We start from the raw sequence: 18,042 nt of genomic DNA, 5'->3' as shown, positions 1-18,042 counted from the left end.
AGGCACCGTCATCCGAAGCGGAGCCATCAAACCCTGAACCGACAGAAGCAGCCGCCTCCGTGGCGGAGCCACCGGACCGAACACCAGGCGAAACAGAGTCATCGAGCCCAAGACCGGCAGCGCGTGACGTGGATCCACCGGCGGCACCACCAGACGAAGCAGAGCCATGTGACCCAGGACCGAAAGAACCAGCAGCGTCCGATGCGGAACCGCCGGACACATCACCAGGCGAAGCAAAGTCATCGAGCCCAGTACCGGCAGAACCGGCCGCGCCCGACGCCAAGCCACCGGACACAACGCCAGGCGAAACAGGGCCACCGAATCCAGGGCTGTCGGAAACACCAGCACCCGACGCGGAACCACCGGACTCGGCACCAGCCGGAGCCGAGTCACCAGGCCCGGGACCGATGGAAGCGGCAGCCGGGGCGGGGCCGGCCGACGGGAAGTGACCGCGACTTCGGAGCAAGCGGCTCACGGCCGGAACGATTCCGCGCGGCAGGTAGCGAACCACTGCGATCAGCACCAGGGCGTAGACCGCGTACGAGAAGACGGTCGGGGCGTAGCTGGGCATGCCAGGCTGGGTGCCGACGGTGTTGAGCACTTGGACCAGCAGCACGATCACCACGGCGCCGACTACCGGGCCGCTGAGGGTGCCGAGGCCGCCGACCACGGCCATCACCACGAACTCGATGGAGAGCAGCACCGGGAAGGAGCCTGGGGAGAGGTATCCCAGGTAGAAGGCGTAGACGCCGCCGGCCAGACCGGCGAACGCGGCTGACAGGGCGAACACCGCCAGGCGGTACGCGCCTATCGGCACGCCGGCTGCGGCGGCAGCGATTTCGCTGGTGGCTGCGGCCCGCAAGGCTCGGCCCGGGCGGGACTTCACCACGTTGCGCGAGATCAGCAGGACCACCGCCAGCACGAGCCAGGCCAGGTAGGCGTAGCCGAGGTCGTCGCGCGGTTCGTATCCGGGCACCGACAGGCGCGGGATGCCCTGCAGGCCGATCGCGCCGCCGGCCCACGTTCCCTGGCCCAGCAGCGAGAGCAGGATCAGCTGCACGGCCAGCGTTGCGAAGGCCAGGTGATGACCGCGCAGCCGCAGCAACGGCGCGCCGAGCAGCACCGCCGCCGCGGCCGCAATGACCGGCGCTGCCAGCAGACCGACCACCGGGGGCAGCCCGTGCACCGCCAGCAATCCCGCGCCGTAGGCGCCAATCGCATAGAACGCCGCCTGCCCGAGCGACACCTGCCCGGCGTAGCCCATGAGCAGGGACACCCCCACCGCGACGGTCGCGGTGAGACCCAGCAGCACATACGTCGTGAGGTGACGCTCCGGCAGCAGCGGCGGAATCGCCAGCGTCACGACGGCGGCGAGCGCCACCAGCCGCCACTTCCCGGCGTCACCGGCCATCCGCCTGCTCATCGCGTCACCTCGGCCGGTGCGCCCGCCCGCGTAGCCTGCACGACCATGACCGTCAGCATCAGCAACAGGGCCACCTCCAGCTGATAGGCGCCTCCGCCGAAGCCCGCGATCAGCGTCTGGGCCACGCCCAGCAGCAGCCCGCCCGCGAGGGCGACGCCCGGCCGGGTCAGGCCGCCCAGGATCGCGGCCGCGAAGCCGTTCACGATCAGGGCCACGTCGCTGTCGAAGGTGACCTGCTGGATCGGGGTGGTGAGCACGCCGGCCAGCCCGCCCAGCGCGCCCCCGAGCGCGAACGCCAGCAAACCCATCCGGCGCACGTCGATGCCCACCACCCGGGCCGCGTAGCGGTTGCTGGCGCAGGCCGTGAGGGCCTTGCCGAGGTCGGTGCGCCCGAAGAACGCGCCCATGGCCACGAAGACGGGCACCGTCACGGCGAGGATCAGCAGGTAGTGGGCCTGGATCCGGGCGTCGCCCACGGTCACCACGCCGGGCAGGCCCGCGAAGGAGCGCGGCTGGTCGCCCCAGACCACGATCTCGACCGCGTACGCGAAGACTCCCACCCCGAGCGTGACGATCAGCGCCGCACCGGGCTCCCCGGTTGCGATCAGGCCGACGAGAACCCCGACGCCGACCGCCACCAGGACCGCCGCCGACTCGGCCAGGACGTGCGGCAGACCGGCCGACAGCAGCGTCGAGGTGAGCATCGCGGCCACGACCGCGAACGCGCCCTGGGCGAAGTTCACCACCCCGGTCACCCGGTAGATCGCGACCAGCCCGCTGCCGACGAGGGCGTACCCGGCGCCGATGCCGAGACCCGTCACCACGTACGCGATGAGGTCGCTCATCCCGCCGCCACGTGACCGCCGAGGTAGGCCGCCGCCACGCGGGGGTCCCGCGCCAGCTCCGCCGCGTTTCCACTGAGGGCTATCCGCCCGGCCTCCAGCACGTACGCCCGCCGGCACATCGACAGGGCGAGCCGCGCGTTCTGTTCGATGAGCAGCACGGCGAGCCCTCGATCGCGGTGCAGCGCCTCGAGATGGCCGGCCAGGATGCGGACGACCAGCGGCGCCAGCCCCAGGCTGAGCTCGTCGACGACCAGGATGTCGGGCCGGGCCATCAGCGCCCGTCCGATCGCGACCATCTGCTGCTGACCGCCCGACAGCGTGCCCGCCGCCCGCCGGCGGAGCCCGCTCAGTTCGGGCATCAGCTCGTAGATGGCCGAGGTGTCCCGGCCGCGCCGGCCGTTGCGCCAGCCGCCCAGCCGCAGGTTGTCGTCGACGCTCAGGCCGGCGAAGACCTCCCGCCCCTCCGGCACCTGCGCGAGCCGGCCCCGCACGGTGATCTGTCCGGCCTCCGCCCCCACGAGGCCGGACAGAGCCTTCACCAGGGTGGACTTCCCGGCGCCGTTGGCCCCGATCAGCGCCACCATCTCGCCCGCCTCGACGGTCAGGTCGACCCCGTCCAGCGCGGTCGCCCCGCCGTACCGGACGATCAGCCCCTCGACCCGCACGACAGCCGTCACGCCGCCTCCTCGCCCAGGTAGGCGTCGATCACCGCGGAGTCGGCGCGCACCTGTTCCGGCCGCCCCTGCGCGATGACCCGGCCCAGGTCGAGCACGGTGACCCGGTCGGCCAGCCGCATGACGAAGCCGACGTCGTGCTCCACCAGCAGCATGGTCAGCCCCTCGCGGCGCAGCTCGCCCAGCAGCGCGGCCAGCCGTTCCCGCTCCCCCGCCCGCAGCCCGGACGCCGGCTCGTCGAGCAACAGCAGCCGCGGCTGCCCGCACAGCGCCCGCGCCAGCTGGAGCGCGCGCTGCTGCCCCAGCGGCAGCGTCTCGGCCGGTCGCCCGGCCCACTCGGAGATTCCGGTCCGGGCCAGGCATTCCCGCGCCCGGGCCTCGATCTGCCGTTCCTCGGCCCGGAACGGTGGCAGCCGCAGGGCTGCGGTCACGAACCCGGCCCGGGTCGTGCCGTGCGCGCCCACCATCACGTTCTCGAGCGCCGTCATCCCCGTGAAGATGCGAGCGGCCTGGAACACCACGCCCAGCCCACGCCGGTGGGCCGGCAACCGGTCGATGCGGCGCCCGTCGAGTTCCACCGTTCCCGCGTCCGGCGCGAGCTGCCCACCGATCAGCGCGAACAGCGTCGACTTGCCGGCGCCGTTGGGCCCGATCACCGCGCGCAGCTCGCCCGGCTCGACGGTGAGGTCCACATCGCGTACGGCGTAGACCCCGCCGAACGACCGGGACGCGCCGGCGACCGTGAGCGCCGCGCCCATCAGCCGCCCACCGTGGCCAGCTTGGCCTTCGAGTACGCGGTCGGCTCCAGGACCCCGCCGCGTACGGTGGTGATGGCGATGAAGTCCGTCGTCAGTCCACTGTGGTTGTCGGCCGCGTACTTGTAGGCGCCGTTGGGCGTGGTGAGGGTCAGGCCCTCCAACGCGTCCCGCACCTTCTCACGCTCGGTGCCGCCGGCCTTCTCGATGGCCGCCGCCAGCAGCTTGACCCCGCTGTAGCCGTCCTGGGCGAACTGCGGCGGCGGGTAGCCGTACTTCGCCTCGAACGCGGTCGACAGCTCTTCGATCGCGGTCTTCTGCGGACCGGCGGGCAACGCGTCGCCGACGACACCGATGGAGCAGGCGATCGTCACGCCCTCGGCGGCCGGCCCGGCCGGGTCGAGGAACAGCTTGCTGGCCTGTGATCCGGTGAGCACCAGCGGAATCTTCAGGCCGGACGCCGCGTACTGCTTGGTCAGCGCGACCGCGGGCGCACCGGTGCCCCACACCATCAGGGCCTGCGCGTCCGAGGCCCGCACGTGGGTGAACACGGCGCTGAACTCGGTGGCCGTGGTCTGGAACTGCTCGACCGGGCCGAGAGTCACCCCGTACGAGGAAGCCTTGGCCTGCAGGCCCTTGAAGCCGGCCGAGGCGTAACTGCTGCGGGTGTCGTACGCGACTGCGACGCGGGTCAGCTTCTGAGCCTGGAAGTACTGGAGCGCGGCCTCGGCGTACGTGCCGGAGAGGGCGGGCACGACGAAGACGTACGGGTGGATGGGCGTGACCTGCTCGTCGGCCGGTGTCAGCGAGAGGTACGGGATCTGTTCGCGGTCGACCAGCGGGATGGTGGCCAGCGCCGAGTTGCTGAAGGGTGAGCCGATGACGGCGTCGGAGTCGGCCTTGAGCTCGTTGAACGCGAGCACCGCCTGGTCGGGCAGGCTCTTGTCGTCCCGTACGGAAAGCTCGATCTTGCGACCGCCGATGCCACCGGCGGCATTGATCTGGTCGACGGCGAGCGCCACCGACTTCTGGTTCTCGGTGCCCAGGGGCGAGTAGTTGCCGGTCAGCGAGACGATCTGGCCGACCTTGATGACCTCACCGGAGGAGCCGCCGGAGGAATCGGCGGCGCACCCGGCGGTGACCAGGACGAGGAGACAAACGAGGACGAGTCGCACGGTATACCCCCAATGGGAGCGTGAAAGCCGTGAATATCTGCACCGAAGTTAGGCGTATCTGGAACTGCCGTCAAGAATCTGCCTAACATCTTCCGCATGGCGCAACCGCAGACCCTGCTGCTGATGCTGTTCGGCGACTTCGTGCTCGACCGCGGGGTCAGCGTCTTCTCGGGCAGCGTGATCGAGGTGTGCGCGCGGCTCGGCATCTCGGAGCACGCCGCCCGCTCGACGCTGACCCGGATGGTCAATCGCGACCTGCTGCGACGACGCCGGGACGGCCGGCGCATGTACTTCGGGCTCACCGACCGGTCGACGGCGATCCTGCGCGACGGCCGCACCCGCATCTGGGAGACCGGCGCCGTCAACGACCGCTGGGACGGCACCTGGACGCTGCTCAGCTTCTCGCTGCCCGAGTCGTGGCAGCGCCAGCGGCACGACCTGCGCTCCCAGCTCGCGTGGGCCGGCTTCGGCCCGATCCAGGGCGGCCTGTGGATAGCGCCCGGCGAGGTCGGCGCCCAGCAGATCGTGGGCGAGCTGGGGCTGGAGGCGCACGCCCGCGTCTTCCACGCCCGGGCCGGGGCGCTCACCGACATCGAGGCGATGGTCCGCGACGCGTACGACCTGGACGGGCTGGCCGGTCGCTACGCGGAGTTCCTCGACCGGTGGGACGGCCCGCCGCCGCTCGCCGACCCGCTGGCGGCCCGCCTCAGCCTGATCGCCGAGTGGCTGCACGCCATCCGCCGCGACCCGCGCCTGCCGGTCGAGCACCTGCCCCCGCAATGGCCGGCCGTCCGCGCCCAGAAGGTGTTCCGCGAGCTCGAGACGGCGTCCCGACCGGCCGCCCGTGCCATCGCCGACGACCTGCTCGACGTTCTTTAGGGCCAGGGGCTCCCGTGTGGGGGCGGCGCATCCTCGGTGCGGCCCGTGGCGGGCAGCCACAGGACGAACGTGCTGCCGTTGCCCGGCGTGGAGTAGGCCGCCACACGACCGTCGTGCGACTCGACGATCTGGCGGACGATGGCCAGCCCGAGGCCGGTGCGGCGTTCCCGGCGTACGCCGTCGGCTGCCGCGCCGTCGGCCCCGCGCCAGAAACGGTCGAAGACGCGGGGCAGGTCGTCCGGGGAGATGCCGGGCCCCTCGTCGGCGACGGCCAGCCACAGCCACGAGCCCGAACGGCCGGTGGCGACGGTGATGGTCGACGGCGCCGGGGCCAGCCGCACCGCGTTCGACAGCAGGTTGCCCGCGGCCCGGCGCAGCGCGTCGGCATCGCCGATCATGTGCAGGCCCGGCGTCGTCTCGTAACGCAGCCGCAGCGGACGGTCGGTCACGAACGACTCCTCGCCCGCCTCGCGCGCCACCGCCGAGAGGTCGACATCGGCGTCGAGGCTGGTCTCGGCGCTGCGCCGGGCCGTGGCCAGCAGGTCCTCGACCAGGCGGGACATCCGCGTGGTGGCCCGGTCGACCATGACCACGGCGCGCTGCCGCTCCGCCGGGGTCGCCTCGGCCACGTTGAGCGAGGCGTCCAGGTGGGTACGGATGATCGCCAGCGGGCTGCGCAGCTCGTGCGACGCGTCGTCGATGAGCTGCCGCTGGGCCTGGAACGCACGGTCGAGCCGGTCGAGCATCGAGTCGATGGTGTCGGCCAGGTCGCGCAGCTCGTCGCGCGGCCCGCCGAGCCGGATGCGCCGGGACAGGTCGGTGGCCTGGATGTCGCGGGTCGTGCGGGTGATCGCCCCGACCGGCCGCAGCGCCCGGCCCGACAGCACCCACCCGATGGCCAGGCTGGCCACGAACAGCACGGCCAGGGCGATCATCGAGTACGACCGGAGGGTGGTGAGCGTGTTGTAGTTGACCGCCGCCTCGATCTGGCCGATCTCGGCAACGTTCGTCACTCGCTGCAACTGCCGGTTCTGGTCGTACACCTTGGCCAGCTGCGCCGTCACCGGCTGCGGTTCCGTGGTCTGACGGACCGCCAGGTAGATCGCCCCGAGGGTCGCGGCCGCGACGGCGAACAACACCATCGAATAGATGACGGTGAGCCGGAACCGGATCGACCGGATCACCTCGGGGAGATTCACGCCGCCGCCTCCCGCAGCCGGTAGCCACGGCCCACGACCGTCTCGATCGAGCCCTCCCCCAGTTTGCGCCGCAGCGTGCCCACGGTGACCCGCACGGTCTGGGTGAACGGGTCGGCGTTGGCGTCCCAGACGTGCTCGAGCAGCTCCTCGCTGGAGACGACGTGGCCGGGCCGGGTCATCAGATATTCCAGCACGCCGAACTCCTTGGGCGTCAGCGACAGCGGCCGGTCGGCCACGGTCACCGTGTGGCGGGCCGCGTCGAGCACGACGTCGCCCACGGTGAGCTGCGACGACCCGCCGCCGCCGTCGCGCCGCAGCAGCGCCCGCACCCGGGCCAGCAACTCGGCCAGGTGGAACGGCTTGACCAGGTAGTCGTCGGCTCCGTCGTCGAGGCCGCGCACCCGGTCGTCCAAGCCGCCGCGGGCGGTCAGCATGAGCACCCGCGGGTCACCGTCGCCGGGCGTCGGCAGCTCGCCGGTGCGCAGCGAACGGCACAGGTCGAACCCGTTGCCGTCGGGCAGGTTCACGTCGAGCAGCATCAGGTCGTACTCGTTGACGGTCAGCCGGTCATAGGCCTGGGCGGCGTCGAAGGCGACGTCCACCGCGTAGCCGGTGCGGGCGAGCCCGACGCGCAGGCCCTCCGCCAGATCTTCCTCGTCCTCCACTACCAGCAACCGCATTCTTCGACTATCCACGCGCGATGAGGGAATCGGCGACCTGCCGGGCCCTTTCGATGGGAACCGCGAAGCCGATCCCGATCGAACCGCCGCCCTCCAGGGTCGCGATGGCCGTATTGACCCCGATGACCTCGCCCCGGGCGTTCACGAGCGGTCCGCCCGAGTTGCCCGGGTTGATGGACGCGTCGGTCTGCACCGCCGTCTGCCGCGAACTTCCCCCCAGCCGTACGGGCCGGTCCAGCGCACTGACGATGCCGGCCGTCACGGTGCCGCTCAGCCCGAGCGGGGAGCCCACGGCCAGCACCGGCTCCCCGACCCGGGTCGCGCCGGAGCCGGCCAGCGCGAGCCGGTCCAGCGCGGCCGCGTCGTCGACCCGCAGGACAGCGATGTCGTTGCTCGGGTCGGTGCCGACCACCTCGGCGTTGAGGCGGCGGCCGTCCGTCCCGACGACGGTGATCGATCCCCGTGCGGCGCCGGAGCCGGCCGTGACGACGTGGTTGTTGGTGACGATGTGGCCGCGGTCGTCGAAGACGAACCCCGAGCCGGAGCCGCCGCCCGAGGCGGTGCGAACCTGCACCGACACGACGCCGGGCAGCACCCGGGCGGCCGCGCCGACCAGGTCCGACGGCACCCCGCCGACGGGCGGCGGAGCGGCGGTGGCGGGCTCGGCGCCGCCGTCGTCGTCGCGGCCGGCCATGTAGCCGGCCGCGCCCCCGGCGCCGGCCGACAGCCCGATGACGGCCAGGGCGGCGAGAGCGGCGGCCGGCAGCCGGCGGCCCCGGGAGGCGGCGGCGTGGGCCGGGAAGGGTGTCCGGCCCGGCTCCGGCGCGGAGGCCCAGTCGGGCGAATGGAACTGTGGGCCACGAGGCGTCCCTAGTCCGGACATGGCGTTCCCTTTCAGGGTCAGGCGAAGGAGCGAAGGGAAGAGTGGGGGTTACGGGAGGCGGGCGAACCAGAACATCGACGCCAGCGCCGCGAGCAGCGCCAGGCCGAGCCCGATGCCGATGAAGCGCGCGGACACGTCCCGCACCTCGGTCTGGTAGCCCACGGAGGAGCCGATGTCCGCGTACGCGTTCCGCAGTTCCTCGGTGTTGGCGGCTTCGAAGTAGCGCCCGCCGGTGGCCTCGGCGACCGACTGGAGCGTCTCGCCGTCGACCGGCACCTGCTGGCCGTCGCCGATGGTGCCGCTCGCCGTGCCGAACGAGATGGTGTCGACCGGCACGCCCAGTTCGCCGGCCATGCGGGCCGCCTCGGCCGGGTCCTGGCCCGAGGTGTTGGCGCCGTCCGACAGCACGATCACGCGGGCCGGCGGCACATCTTCCTCGGCGGCCGAGTCGACCGACCGGATCTGGTCGAGCGCCGCCGCGATCGCGTCGCCGATGGCCGTGCCGGCCTGACCCGCCGACCCGTCGGCCAGCCGGTCGATGCCGGTGCCGAGCTGGGCCCGGTCGGTGCCCGGCGGCACGAAGACCGAGGCCTGGCCGGCGAACCCGACCAACCCGACGTTGAACTGCTCGGGCAGATCCTCGACGAAGAGGCGGGCCGCGTCCTTGGCCGCGCTCAGCCGGTCCGGCGCGACGTCGTCGGCCAGCATCGACCGGGACACGTCCACCGCCACGAGCACGGTCGCCCGTTCCCGCGGCACCCGCACCTCGTCCTGCGGCTGGGCGAAGCCGACGACCAGCAGGCCCAGCATGGCCAGGAACAGGGAGGCGGGCAGGTGCCGCCGCCAGCCCGGGCGGCGCGGCGCCACCCGGTCGAGAAGCTTCAGGTTGGTGAAACGAACGGCATACCTGCTGCGGCGGCGCTGCGCCACCACGTACGCCACGACGAGCGCGGCCACGCCGAGCAGCAGCCACAGCCGTTCCGGGGAGAGCCAGGTCATCTCGGTGTCCTTTGGGGTTTCGTCGCACCCCGGCTGAGCCGCCGCCGGGTATGCACGTGACGCACGATGTCGGCGACCCAGTCGCGGTCGGTCCGAAGGGGAAGGTGGGCGGCGCCGGCCCGCTTGACCGCCTGCGCGATCGTGGCCTGCTGCTGGGCGGCGGCCGCCGCGTACCGTTCGCGCAGCTTGCGACTGGCCGTAGGCACCTCGCGGCGCCGGCCGGTCTCCGGGTCGACCAGCGTGAGCAGGCCGACGTCCGGCAGTTCCTGCTCGCGCGGGTCGCCCACCTGCACGGCCAGCACCTGGTGCCGGGAGCCGAGCCGGCGCAGGGGCTCCTCCCAGGACGGGGCGGCCGGGCCCAGGCCGTCCTCGTCGAGCCCGTCGAGGAAGTCGGAGACCACCACGACCAGGCCCGTGCGCGGCGTCTGCCGGTGCAGCGCCTCGATGCCGTCGCCCAGCCCGGTCGCCTGCTGGTTGCGCGGCGTCAGCATCATCGCCCGCAGCAACGAGAGCAGGGCCTGCCGGCCACCGCGAGCGGGGAAACGCCGTACGCCCTCGCCGGTCAGCAGGTGCGCGCCGAGCCGGTTGCCGTTGCCGAGCGTGAGGAACCCGATGGCTGCCACCGCGGCGATGGCCAGCTCCCGCTTCTCGAGGTCGGCCGTGCCGAAGTCCATGCTGGCGCTGGCGTCGACCAGCACGTGGGTGCCCAGTTCCCGGTCGGCGTCGAGGGTGCGCACGTGCGGCACGGTGGTGCGGGCCGTGACGGACCAGTCCATCCGGCGCACCTCGTCCTCGCCGGGGCGGTACTCGCGGCTGCCCGCGGGCTCGCTGCCGATGCCGGGCAGCAGGCCGAGATACGTGCCGTGCAGGAGCCCGTCGAGCCGCCGCGTGATCATCAGTTCGAGCCGCCGCAGCCGGCGCTCCGGCACGAGCTCGGCCTGGAAGCCGCCCTCGTTCATGCGGCCATCCCCAGGCCCGGGCCGGCATTCTCCTGAGCCGGGGCGATCAGGGGCAGCGGGACGGCCTCGAGGATCCGCCGGACGATGTCCTCGGGCTGCACGCCGTCGGCCACCGCGTCGAACGAGAGAACCAGGCGGTGCGCGAGGACGTCGGGGGCGATCTCGAGCAGGTCGGCGGGCAGCACGTAGTCCCGGCCGCGCAGCAGGGCGAGCGCCCGCCCGGCGGCCACCAGGCCCAGCGTGGCGCGCGGGCTGGCCCCGTACGCGAGCTGCGACGCTACCTCGGGCAGACCGAAACGCTCGGGCTCGCGCGTGGCCAGCACCAGCCGCACGACGTACTCGGCCAGCGCGTGGTGGACGAAGACCTCGCGGGCCCGTCCCTGGAGCCCGTGCAGGATCATCGGGTCGAGAACCCGCTGGGCGACCGGGCGGGCGCCACCCATGCGGTAGAGGATGCCCAGCTCCTCCTGCTCGGTGGGGTAGTCGACGATCACGCGCATGAGGAAGCGGTCGCGCTGAGCCTCGGGCAGCTGGTAGACGCCCTCGCTCTCGATCGGGTTCTGGGTGGCCAGCACCAGGAACGGCTGCGGTACGGGGTAGGTGCGGCCGCCGAGCGACACGTGGCCCTCGGCCATCACCTCGAGCAGCGCCGACTGGACCTTGGCGGGGGCCCGGTTGATCTCGTCGGCGAGCACGATGTTGGCCATGATCGGGCCGAGCTCGACGTCGAACGACTCCTTGCCGGCGCGGTAGATGCGCGTGCCGAAGATGTCCGAGGGCACCAGGTCGGGGGTGAACTGGATCCGGTTGAAGGAGCCGCCGACGGCGACGGCCAGGGTCTCGGCGGCCAGGGTCTTGGCGACGCCGGGGACACCTTCGAGCAGGCAGTGACCGCCGGCCAGAAGTGCGGTCATCAGACGCTCGACCAGACGGTCCTGTCCGACGATCACCTTCTTGACCTCGAACAGGGTCCGCTCCAGCCGGCGGTCGGTTGCTTCGTCTGTCATGCGTCGATGACACCAACTGACACCGAAAACCAACCGAAGGCGAAACTGTGGATAGCCTGACCGCATGACATATCCCCCGCCGCGATACCACGGCATAACCGGAGAAGTCAGCGCCACGTACCGGTCGAAGGACACACCGCCCGAGTTCGTCTATCCGAACGGGACCAGGGTGTCCTACCTGTCGACCGGCGACTCGACGGGCGGGTTGTTCGGGCTCTACCGCTGGGAATGCGGGCCGGGGGTCACCGGGCCCGACCCCCACTTCCACCGCTCGATCGCCGAGTCGTTCTACATCCTCAGCGGCAGCATGACCATCCACAACGGCAAGGAGTGGGTCACCACCGAGCCGGGTGACTACGTGCACGTGCCGATCGGCGGCATTCACGGGTTCAAGAACCGGTCGGGCGCTCCGGCTTCGATGCTGCTGCACTTCTCGCCGGGCGCGCCGCGCGAGGCGTACTTCGAGGGGCTGGTCGAGATCGCCCAGATGGACGACGAGGAGCGCGCCGAGTTCTACGCCAAGCACGACAACATCTGGCTCGACGGCAAATCCTAAGGGTCGCCCGCGTTCTGCCGATCAGGCTGGTGAGAAATCGGACCAGCGTGCCGGAAGGAACGTATGCGGGACAGTGCCTCCGGCGGCGCCGGCGAGGAGGGCTTCAGCCTCGTTGAGGTCCTCGTCGCCCTGGCCGTCCTGTCCATCACCCTGCTCGCCAGCACCCCCTTCTTCGTGGGCAGCCTGCGCAACGTCAACAAGCAGCGCACCGAGCAGGCCGCCATCCAACTGGCCGACACCGCCATGGAGCAGGTGCGCGGTCTCAAGGGCAGTTCGCTGCTGACCGGGCACGGCCAGCAGGCCGGCGAGGCGCAGTTCGCCGCCGCGCCGGCTGCGGTCAAGCCCTATCTGGCGACCATGCAGGTCGGGCACGACGAGGACAACGCGGTGCTGCCGACCGACGGCGCCGATGCCCCGATCTCGACCGCCGCCCAGGTCACCACGGTCGAGGGCACCCCGTACACCCGGATGATCTACATCGGGATGTGCGAGGTCTATCTGACCCGCACCGGCGACTGCGTCTATCCGCTGGGCAGCGCCGCCGAACCGGCCGACAAGACGAAGATCTTGAAGTTCTTCCGCGCCGTCGTGCTGATCACCTGGCCCGACAACTCGTGCGCCGCGACCCCGGGCAATCCGCCGAACACCTGCCTGTACGTCACGTCGACGCTGGTCTCGCGGGCCCCGGAGCCCAACTTCGACCTGCACCGGCCGTCGCCGATCGTGCTCACCCAGTCGCTCACCTTCTACCGGGGCATCCTGACCGCCGCCCAGCTCGAGGCGCGGGGCGGTCAGCTCCCCAACACCTGGACCGTCGGCGCGCTGCCGGCCGGGCTCTCGATGACCCCGCTCGGCGTCATCAACGGCACTCCGGCCACGGTCGGCGTCACCGTGACCACGACGACCGTCACCGACAAGCTGAACCGGACCGACACCGAGCCCATCAGGTTCACGGTGGTGCTGCCGACCACCGTGACCGCGCCCGCCGACGCCACCAACCATGTCGGCGAAGCGGTGGCCCTGCAGGCCACGGCGGCCAACGGCGTCGGCCCGTACGTCTACAGCTCCTCGACCCTCGCCCCGGGGCTCACGATCAACCCCGGAACCGGCGCGATCACGGGCACGATCACCACCGCCGGCGCCTACACCTCGACGATCACCGCCACCGACCAGAACGGCATCGCCGGTTCGAGCACCTACACCCACACGGTGCTGCCCGCCGTCACCCTCGGCCCGCTGGCCGACCAGGCGATCGACATCAAGTCCAAGCTCGTGATGACCGCGGTCGGCGCGGGCGGCAACGGGAACTACTCGTACAGCGCCGCCGGACTGCCCCCCGGCGTGACCATCAACGACAAGAACGGCAAGATCAGCGAAAAGGTCGACGTAACGGGCCGGTTCCTACCCACGATCACCGTCACCGACAGTCTCGGGGGCGCCGGCGGCACCGCGAGCCGGCGGCTCGTCCTGATCGTCAACACCACCAACTCGCTCATCTTCACGGCCCCGGCCCTGGCCGCGCCCGACCAGACGACCGTCCGGGGCACCCCGGCGTCGCTGGCGCTGACGACCAACGGCTCGCTACTCGGCCTGAGCCCGATCGTGACGGTCACCGGCCTGCCGCCGGGCCTGACGTACAACGCGCTGTCCGGAGCCATCTCGGGCACGCCGACCACCGCGGGCGCGTACACGGTGACCGCGACCGCCACCACCGTGACCGCGACCAGCGTCCTCACCCTCGTCTGGACTGTCACATGATCGACGACGAACGCGACGACGCCGGCTTCACCCTCGTCGAGCTGCTGGTCGCCATGGGCCTGATGTCGGTGGTGCTGATCATCGTGACCAGCGGGGTGGCCGAGGTCTATAGGAACGTCAACCGGGCCGACACCCTGAGCGCCGCCCGCGAGCAGCTCACCACCAGCTTCCGCCGGCTCGACAAGGAGTTGCGCTACGCGAGCTGGGTCTCGACGCCCGGCCAGGTGGGCGGCAACTGGTATCTCGAATACGCCACCCCCCTGGGCTGCCGGCAACTCGTCCTCAGGAACGGAGTGCTGACCATGGCGAGCTGGAACCTGCCGTCGACCACGCCGGGTACGCCGACGACGATCGGCACCAACCTGACCCGGACCGGCGCCACGGACCCCTTCACGGTCTACCTGCCCAACTCCCAGCCGTTCGCGTCGGCCAGCCCCGGCACCGCCGGCGTGGGCAACGACTACCAGCTCGCGCACACCCAGGTCCGGATCCGGCTCACCGGCGCGCTGGGCCCGACCAGCCTGCCCTTCGACGTGCTCTTCACGGCCCAGAACACCAACGCCAGCAACGTGTTCTCGGACAACGGCAAGCTGATGCCCAACGACTGCAGCAAGGCGAGGCCCGCGGCATGAGACATTCGTGGCTGCGCGAGGACAGGGGCTCGATGCCGATGGCGATGCTGGTCGTCACGGTGGTGTTGTCGCTGTCGGCGCTGATGGTCCCGCTGGTCCTGCGCCAGATCAGGGCCACCCAGAACCTCGCCGAGCGCGTCGCCGCGCTCAACGCCGCCCAGGCCGGCATGGACGTGATGATGGCCCGGGTCCGCGCGGCCGCCGACCAGGACACGCAGAGCGGCTACCTGGAGAACCTGCCCCCGTGCACGCTCACCGGCGACGCCGGCCTGAGGTCGAACGGCGACAAGCTCACGTACGCGGTGACCCTCAAGTACCGCGACCAGGACGGCCTCGACATGCCCTGCCCCGTCACCGAGGTGCCCACCACGGCGGTCGTCAGCTCGGTCGGCACCGGTGGCGCGACCAAGCGGAACCTGGTCGCCACCTACGTGTTCTCCACCAGCAACACGAACATCCCGGGCGGCCAGATCCGGATCGCGTCGTCCCCCCTCGGCAACCAGTGCATGGACTCCACGTCGAGCAAGGCCCCGGCGGCCAACACCGCTGTCCTCATGGCCCCGTGCGACGGCAGCAGCCGGCAGCAGTTCGGCTACACGGCCGACCTGTACCTCAAGTTGATCAACTCGGAGTCGTCCGACGCCCCGTCCGGCATGTGCCTGTACTCGGGCGACCGCAAGGCGGGTACGGCGGTGGTCTTCCGGCCATGCCCGGCCGTCCGCACCACCACGTTCCAGTGGGCGCTGGACGGCAGCTCGCAGTTCCACTCCACCACACCCGCGAGCAAGTCCGACGGGAGCTCCTGCGTGAACGTCAAGGCCCCGGGCTCGACGGCTGACCGTGCAGTGGTCCTGGGCGGCTGCTCGGGCAACACCCAGACGGTCATCTGGCGTTCGGCGACCGGTGTCGGCGCGGGCATGGCCGGCGACAGCACCAACCAGCTGGTCAACTACGCCCAGTTCAGCCGGTGCCTGGACGTCACGAACAAGTCGACGGGCTCGACCTACATGATCGCCTGGTTCTGCAAGCAGGACCCCGGCGGCGTCGTCGACTTCAACCAGCAGTGGGTCCACCCGACACCGGTGATCCCCAACATCACCGCGACCGGGCCCATCATCGTCAACAACACGACCGCCACCAGCAACAGCAAGAACGGCGCCGCCGCCAACAACTACTGCCTGCGCTCACCCGGCATCGTGACGTCTACCTCGTGGGTAACGGTCGTGCAGTGCGCCACCCCGGCCGCCCAGGCCCAGCAGAACCTGACCTGGACCGTCTACCACGACACCGGTGACTACGGCACCAGCTACCGCATCAAGGACTACAAGGGCAACTGCCTGCAACCCACCGACCAGGCCAGCGGCGTGGCCAACGACTTCCACGGCGACGGCACCAGCAAGGTCAAGGTCTCGGTGTGCAACCGGTCCGAGCTGCAGAAGTGGAACGCGCCGGCCAACATCAGCCAGCCCACACCCCTGACCGACCTGGTGGAGTACTGATCAACGCCAGAACCTGGCGTGCTTCTTGCGGTGCTTCTCGTCCGGTTCGGCGGCGATGATCTCGTGCGCGAGGGCGCTCACCTGCTCGTCGGGGACGGCGTCGTGCAGCCGGCGCAACGACTCGACGAGGTCGCCGCGCACCAGAGTGCCGTTCTTCTCGTCGAAGCTGTCGCGGTAGCGCGCCCGAAGAGCCTCGAGCAGCCCACCGCGTTGTTTCTCCCCGGCGAGCCCGATCTTCCACAGCGACCGCAGGGTGTGCCGCGCGGTGACGAACCGGGGGTCTCTGGAGACCGTGACGAGCGCCGGCAGGTCGGCCAGAATCCGGTCCCCGGTGTCGTGTGCGGCCAGGTTGCACAGCAGCTGCCCGGCGATCGCCCGGTTGTGGTTGTCGCGGTCGGTCAGGTGGTTCTTGACGTCGTCCCACACGGAGTCGGCCCATGGCACAGACTGCTCGGTAGCGGCCATCAGAGACTCATAGGCGGCGTTCTGCCGTCCCCGATCCGTTCCCCACAGGTCCGCATAGCTGTCCGGCGCGTGCACGCACCGGATACTACGGTCAGCTCGCGTGGGTCATGGTGGGGTCGTGACGTAGCCACGTGTTCGTGCCCCGGCGCTTGGCCGTGTACATGGCCACGTCGGCGTCGCGCAGCAGGGACGTCACGTCGGAGCCCGGGGTCGCGGCGGCCACGCCGATGCTGGCGGCCGCTCGCACCGGGATGCCGTCGATCTGTTCGGGAACGGTCAGGGCGGCGAGGATGCGTTCGGCCGTCCGGGACGCCTCGGGGGCTACGCAGTCCGGCAGCAGGACGGCGAATTCGTCGCCGCCCAGACGGGCGGCCAGGTCGCCGGCGCGGATCGCGGTGCGCAGCCGGTCCGCGACCGCCGTCAGCAGGGCGTCGCCGGCCGCGTGGCCCATCGTGTCGTTCACGGCCTTGAAGCCGTCCAGGTCGACCAGCAGCACCGACACCCGGGCCGACGGCGCCGCCAGGGCGTGCGCGACCTGGTCGTGGAAGTGGGTGCGGTTGGCCAGGCCGGTCAGGCCGTCGAAGTTCGCCTGGTGCCGCAGGCGGGTCTCGTGCTCGCGCAGGCGGTCGATCAGCGCGCTGTTGTCGTGGAAGGCCACCAGCTGCCGGCCCGCCACCAGCCCGCAGATCAGCACGAGCCCGGCCACCACGCCCCACAGGCGGGTGGTCACGCCCGCCGGCAGCACCACGATCAGCGCGCCGAAGGCGACCACCATGGCGGCGTACGGCAGGAGGCTGTAGGGCTTACGCCGGCGCTGGCCGAACGCCGTGGTCCGGTCGGCGCCGGCCAGCAGGAACTGGATGCGCGGGCCGCTGTTGATCAGCAGGGTGGGCAGGAAGCCCACCAGGTACACCACCGGCGGCACCACGCTGCCCGCTTGCGGCGCGAGAGACATGCCGACGGCCATCGCGGCCGCCGAGCCGATCATCGGGATGGCGGCCGCCGTGTGCATGGGCGCGTTGCCGCTCAGGATCATCTTGATGGCGGCGAACGCGGCCGTGATGCTCACGCCGGTCGCGGCGATCACGGCCAGCAGCTGCGGCTGGGAGTATTCACCGGGCGTCGCGAGCAGGCACCAGGCGACCACGCCGCCTGCGGTCAGCACGGTCGCCGAGTCGAGCCAGAAGCCGAGCCGCTCCCGGCCGGACCGGGTCGGATGCGGGTGGGCCAGCATCGCCACCACCACCGCGGTGAGCCCGATGCCGAAGCAGGCGGTCTGCACCGGGCCCCCGGTCGTCGTCCACTCTCCCGGCGTGAAGCTGAGGATGGCCTGGGAGGTGTCGCCCACGGTGAACAAGAGGCCGACCGCGGTCAGAACCAGCCAGAACCGGCGGACCGCGCCGGTGGCCAGCCGGGCCACCCGCCACGAGCAGAACGCGAGCATCAGGTCCATCGGCGACTGGAACGCCCAGAACACCCGGACCTGACCGGCGGCATGCCCGTCGAGAAGGAAGAACAGCAGCGCTGCGAGCCCTGTCCAGGCCACGAACGCGGCCAGGACGGGGTCGCGGCGCAGTCTGGCCACGACGGGCACGGAGTCGGCCACGCGCGACCCCCTCCGCTCGATACGGGCCCCGGCGACCCATGAAGCTCC

At 71.4% G+C, this 18,042-nt stretch carries 18 protein-coding genes; 5 read left to right on the top strand and 13 right to left on the bottom strand.

Annotated elements, in window-relative coordinates; genetic code table 11:
* The 5 genes from LXN57_RS14115 to LXN57_RS14095 form a co-directional block, all read right to left on the bottom strand.
* On the bottom strand, positions 1-1,411 hold a 1,411-nt coding region (locus LXN57_RS14115; protein ID WP_251798541.1), incomplete at its 3' end, for an ABC transporter permease subunit.
* 8 nt (positions 1,412-1,419) lie between these two features.
* A complete protein-coding gene (locus LXN57_RS14110; protein ID WP_251798539.1) occupies positions 1,420-2,268 on the bottom strand; it encodes a branched-chain amino acid ABC transporter permease in 849 nt (282 codons plus the stop codon).
* A complete protein-coding gene (locus tag LXN57_RS14105; protein WP_251798538.1) occupies positions 2,265-2,945 on the bottom strand; it encodes an ABC transporter ATP-binding protein in 681 nt (226 codons plus the stop codon). The genes LXN57_RS14110 and LXN57_RS14105 overlap by 4 nt, the downstream gene beginning before the upstream one ends.
* Positions 2,942-3,700: an ABC transporter ATP-binding protein gene (locus LXN57_RS14100; RefSeq protein ID WP_251798537.1), complete on the bottom strand. Its 759-nt coding sequence runs from the start codon at positions 3,698-3,700 to the stop codon at positions 2,942-2,944. Before LXN57_RS14100 ends, LXN57_RS14105 begins: the two co-directional genes overlap by 4 nt.
* Entirely contained in the window at positions 3,700-4,872 is a 1,173-nt protein-coding gene (locus LXN57_RS14095) for an ABC transporter substrate-binding protein (protein ID WP_251798536.1), read from the bottom strand. The genes LXN57_RS14100 and LXN57_RS14095 overlap by 1 nt, the downstream gene beginning before the upstream one ends.
* Before the next feature lie 96 nt (positions 4,873-4,968).
* Between LXN57_RS14095 and LXN57_RS14090 the strand changes: the two genes are divergently transcribed.
* A complete protein-coding gene (locus LXN57_RS14090) occupies positions 4,969-5,751 on the top strand; it encodes a PaaX family transcriptional regulator (protein WP_251798535.1) in 783 nt (260 codons plus the stop codon).
* On the opposite strand, the gene LXN57_RS14085 is transcribed toward LXN57_RS14090, so the two are convergent.
* The 6 genes from LXN57_RS14085 to LXN57_RS14060 are packed head-to-tail and all read right to left on the bottom strand — an operon-like array spanning position 5,748 to position 11,478.
* On the bottom strand, positions 5,748-6,950 hold the full coding sequence (locus LXN57_RS14085; protein ID WP_251798533.1) for a sensor histidine kinase: 1,203 nt from the start codon (positions 6,948-6,950) through the stop codon (positions 5,748-5,750). The two genes, LXN57_RS14090 and LXN57_RS14085, sit on opposite strands and share 4 nt — an antisense overlap.
* The gene (locus LXN57_RS14080; RefSeq protein ID WP_221374264.1) at positions 6,947-7,630 is read right to left on the bottom strand and encodes a response regulator transcription factor; all 684 of its coding nucleotides are present in this window, start codon (positions 7,628-7,630) and stop codon (positions 6,947-6,949) included. The genes LXN57_RS14085 and LXN57_RS14080 overlap by 4 nt, the downstream gene beginning before the upstream one ends.
* Before the next feature lie 7 nt (positions 7,631-7,637).
* Complete coding sequence (locus tag LXN57_RS14075) at positions 7,638-8,513, bottom strand: S1C family serine protease (RefSeq protein WP_251798532.1); 876 nt, start codon at positions 8,511-8,513, stop codon at positions 7,638-7,640.
* 48 nt (positions 8,514-8,561) lie between these two features.
* Positions 8,562-9,512 carry a VWA domain-containing protein gene (locus LXN57_RS14070; protein WP_251798531.1) on the bottom strand — a complete coding sequence of 317 codons (951 nt, stop codon included), beginning with the start codon at positions 9,510-9,512 and terminating at the stop codon, positions 8,562-8,564.
* On the bottom strand, positions 9,509-10,471 hold the full coding sequence (locus LXN57_RS14065) for a DUF58 domain-containing protein (RefSeq protein WP_251798529.1): 963 nt from the start codon (positions 10,469-10,471) through the stop codon (positions 9,509-9,511). The genes LXN57_RS14070 and LXN57_RS14065 overlap by 4 nt, the downstream gene beginning before the upstream one ends.
* On the bottom strand, positions 10,468-11,478 hold the full coding sequence (locus LXN57_RS14060) for an AAA family ATPase (protein WP_308206617.1): 1,011 nt from the start codon (positions 11,476-11,478) through the stop codon (positions 10,468-10,470). The genes LXN57_RS14065 and LXN57_RS14060 overlap by 4 nt, the downstream gene beginning before the upstream one ends.
* Positions 11,479-11,542: 64 nt before the next feature.
* Here LXN57_RS14060 and LXN57_RS14055 point away from each other — a divergent pair, with 64 nt between their 5' ends.
* The 4 genes from LXN57_RS14055 (at position 11,543) to LXN57_RS14040 (ending at position 15,923) form a co-directional block, all read left to right on the top strand.
* Positions 11,543-12,034: a cupin domain-containing protein gene (locus LXN57_RS14055; RefSeq protein ID WP_251798528.1), complete on the top strand. Its 492-nt coding sequence runs from the start codon at positions 11,543-11,545 to the stop codon at positions 12,032-12,034.
* Positions 12,035-12,097: 63 nt separating this feature from the next.
* On the top strand, positions 12,098-13,792 hold the full coding sequence (locus LXN57_RS14050) for a type IV pilus modification PilV family protein (RefSeq protein ID WP_251798527.1): 1,695 nt from the start codon (positions 12,098-12,100) through the stop codon (positions 13,790-13,792).
* Positions 13,789-14,424: a PulJ/GspJ family protein gene (locus tag LXN57_RS14045; protein WP_251798526.1), complete on the top strand. Its 636-nt coding sequence runs from the start codon at positions 13,789-13,791 to the stop codon at positions 14,422-14,424. The genes LXN57_RS14050 and LXN57_RS14045 overlap by 4 nt, the downstream gene beginning before the upstream one ends.
* Complete coding sequence (locus LXN57_RS14040) at positions 14,421-15,923, top strand: ricin-type beta-trefoil lectin domain protein (RefSeq protein WP_251798525.1); 1,503 nt, start codon at positions 14,421-14,423, stop codon at positions 15,921-15,923. The genes LXN57_RS14045 and LXN57_RS14040 overlap by 4 nt, the downstream gene beginning before the upstream one ends.
* On the opposite strand, the gene LXN57_RS14035 is transcribed toward LXN57_RS14040, so the two are convergent.
* Together LXN57_RS14035 and LXN57_RS14030 are read right to left on the bottom strand one after the other, a co-directional pair.
* Positions 15,924-16,463, bottom strand: a complete 540-nt coding sequence (locus LXN57_RS14035) for a hypothetical protein (RefSeq protein WP_251798524.1) — start codon at positions 16,461-16,463, stop codon at positions 15,924-15,926.
* Between the two features lie 16 nt (positions 16,464-16,479).
* Positions 16,480-17,994, bottom strand: a complete 1,515-nt coding sequence (locus LXN57_RS14030; protein WP_251798523.1) for a GGDEF domain-containing protein — start codon at positions 17,992-17,994, stop codon at positions 16,480-16,482.
* Positions 17,995-18,042 lie beyond the last annotated feature (48 nt).

This window comes from Paractinoplanes hotanensis, assembly GCF_023717965.1.
GTDB classification, from domain to species: Bacteria; Actinomycetota; Actinomycetes; order Mycobacteriales; family Micromonosporaceae; genus Actinoplanes; species Actinoplanes polyasparticus.
This window is presented reverse-complemented; position numbering and strand designations above follow the sequence as displayed.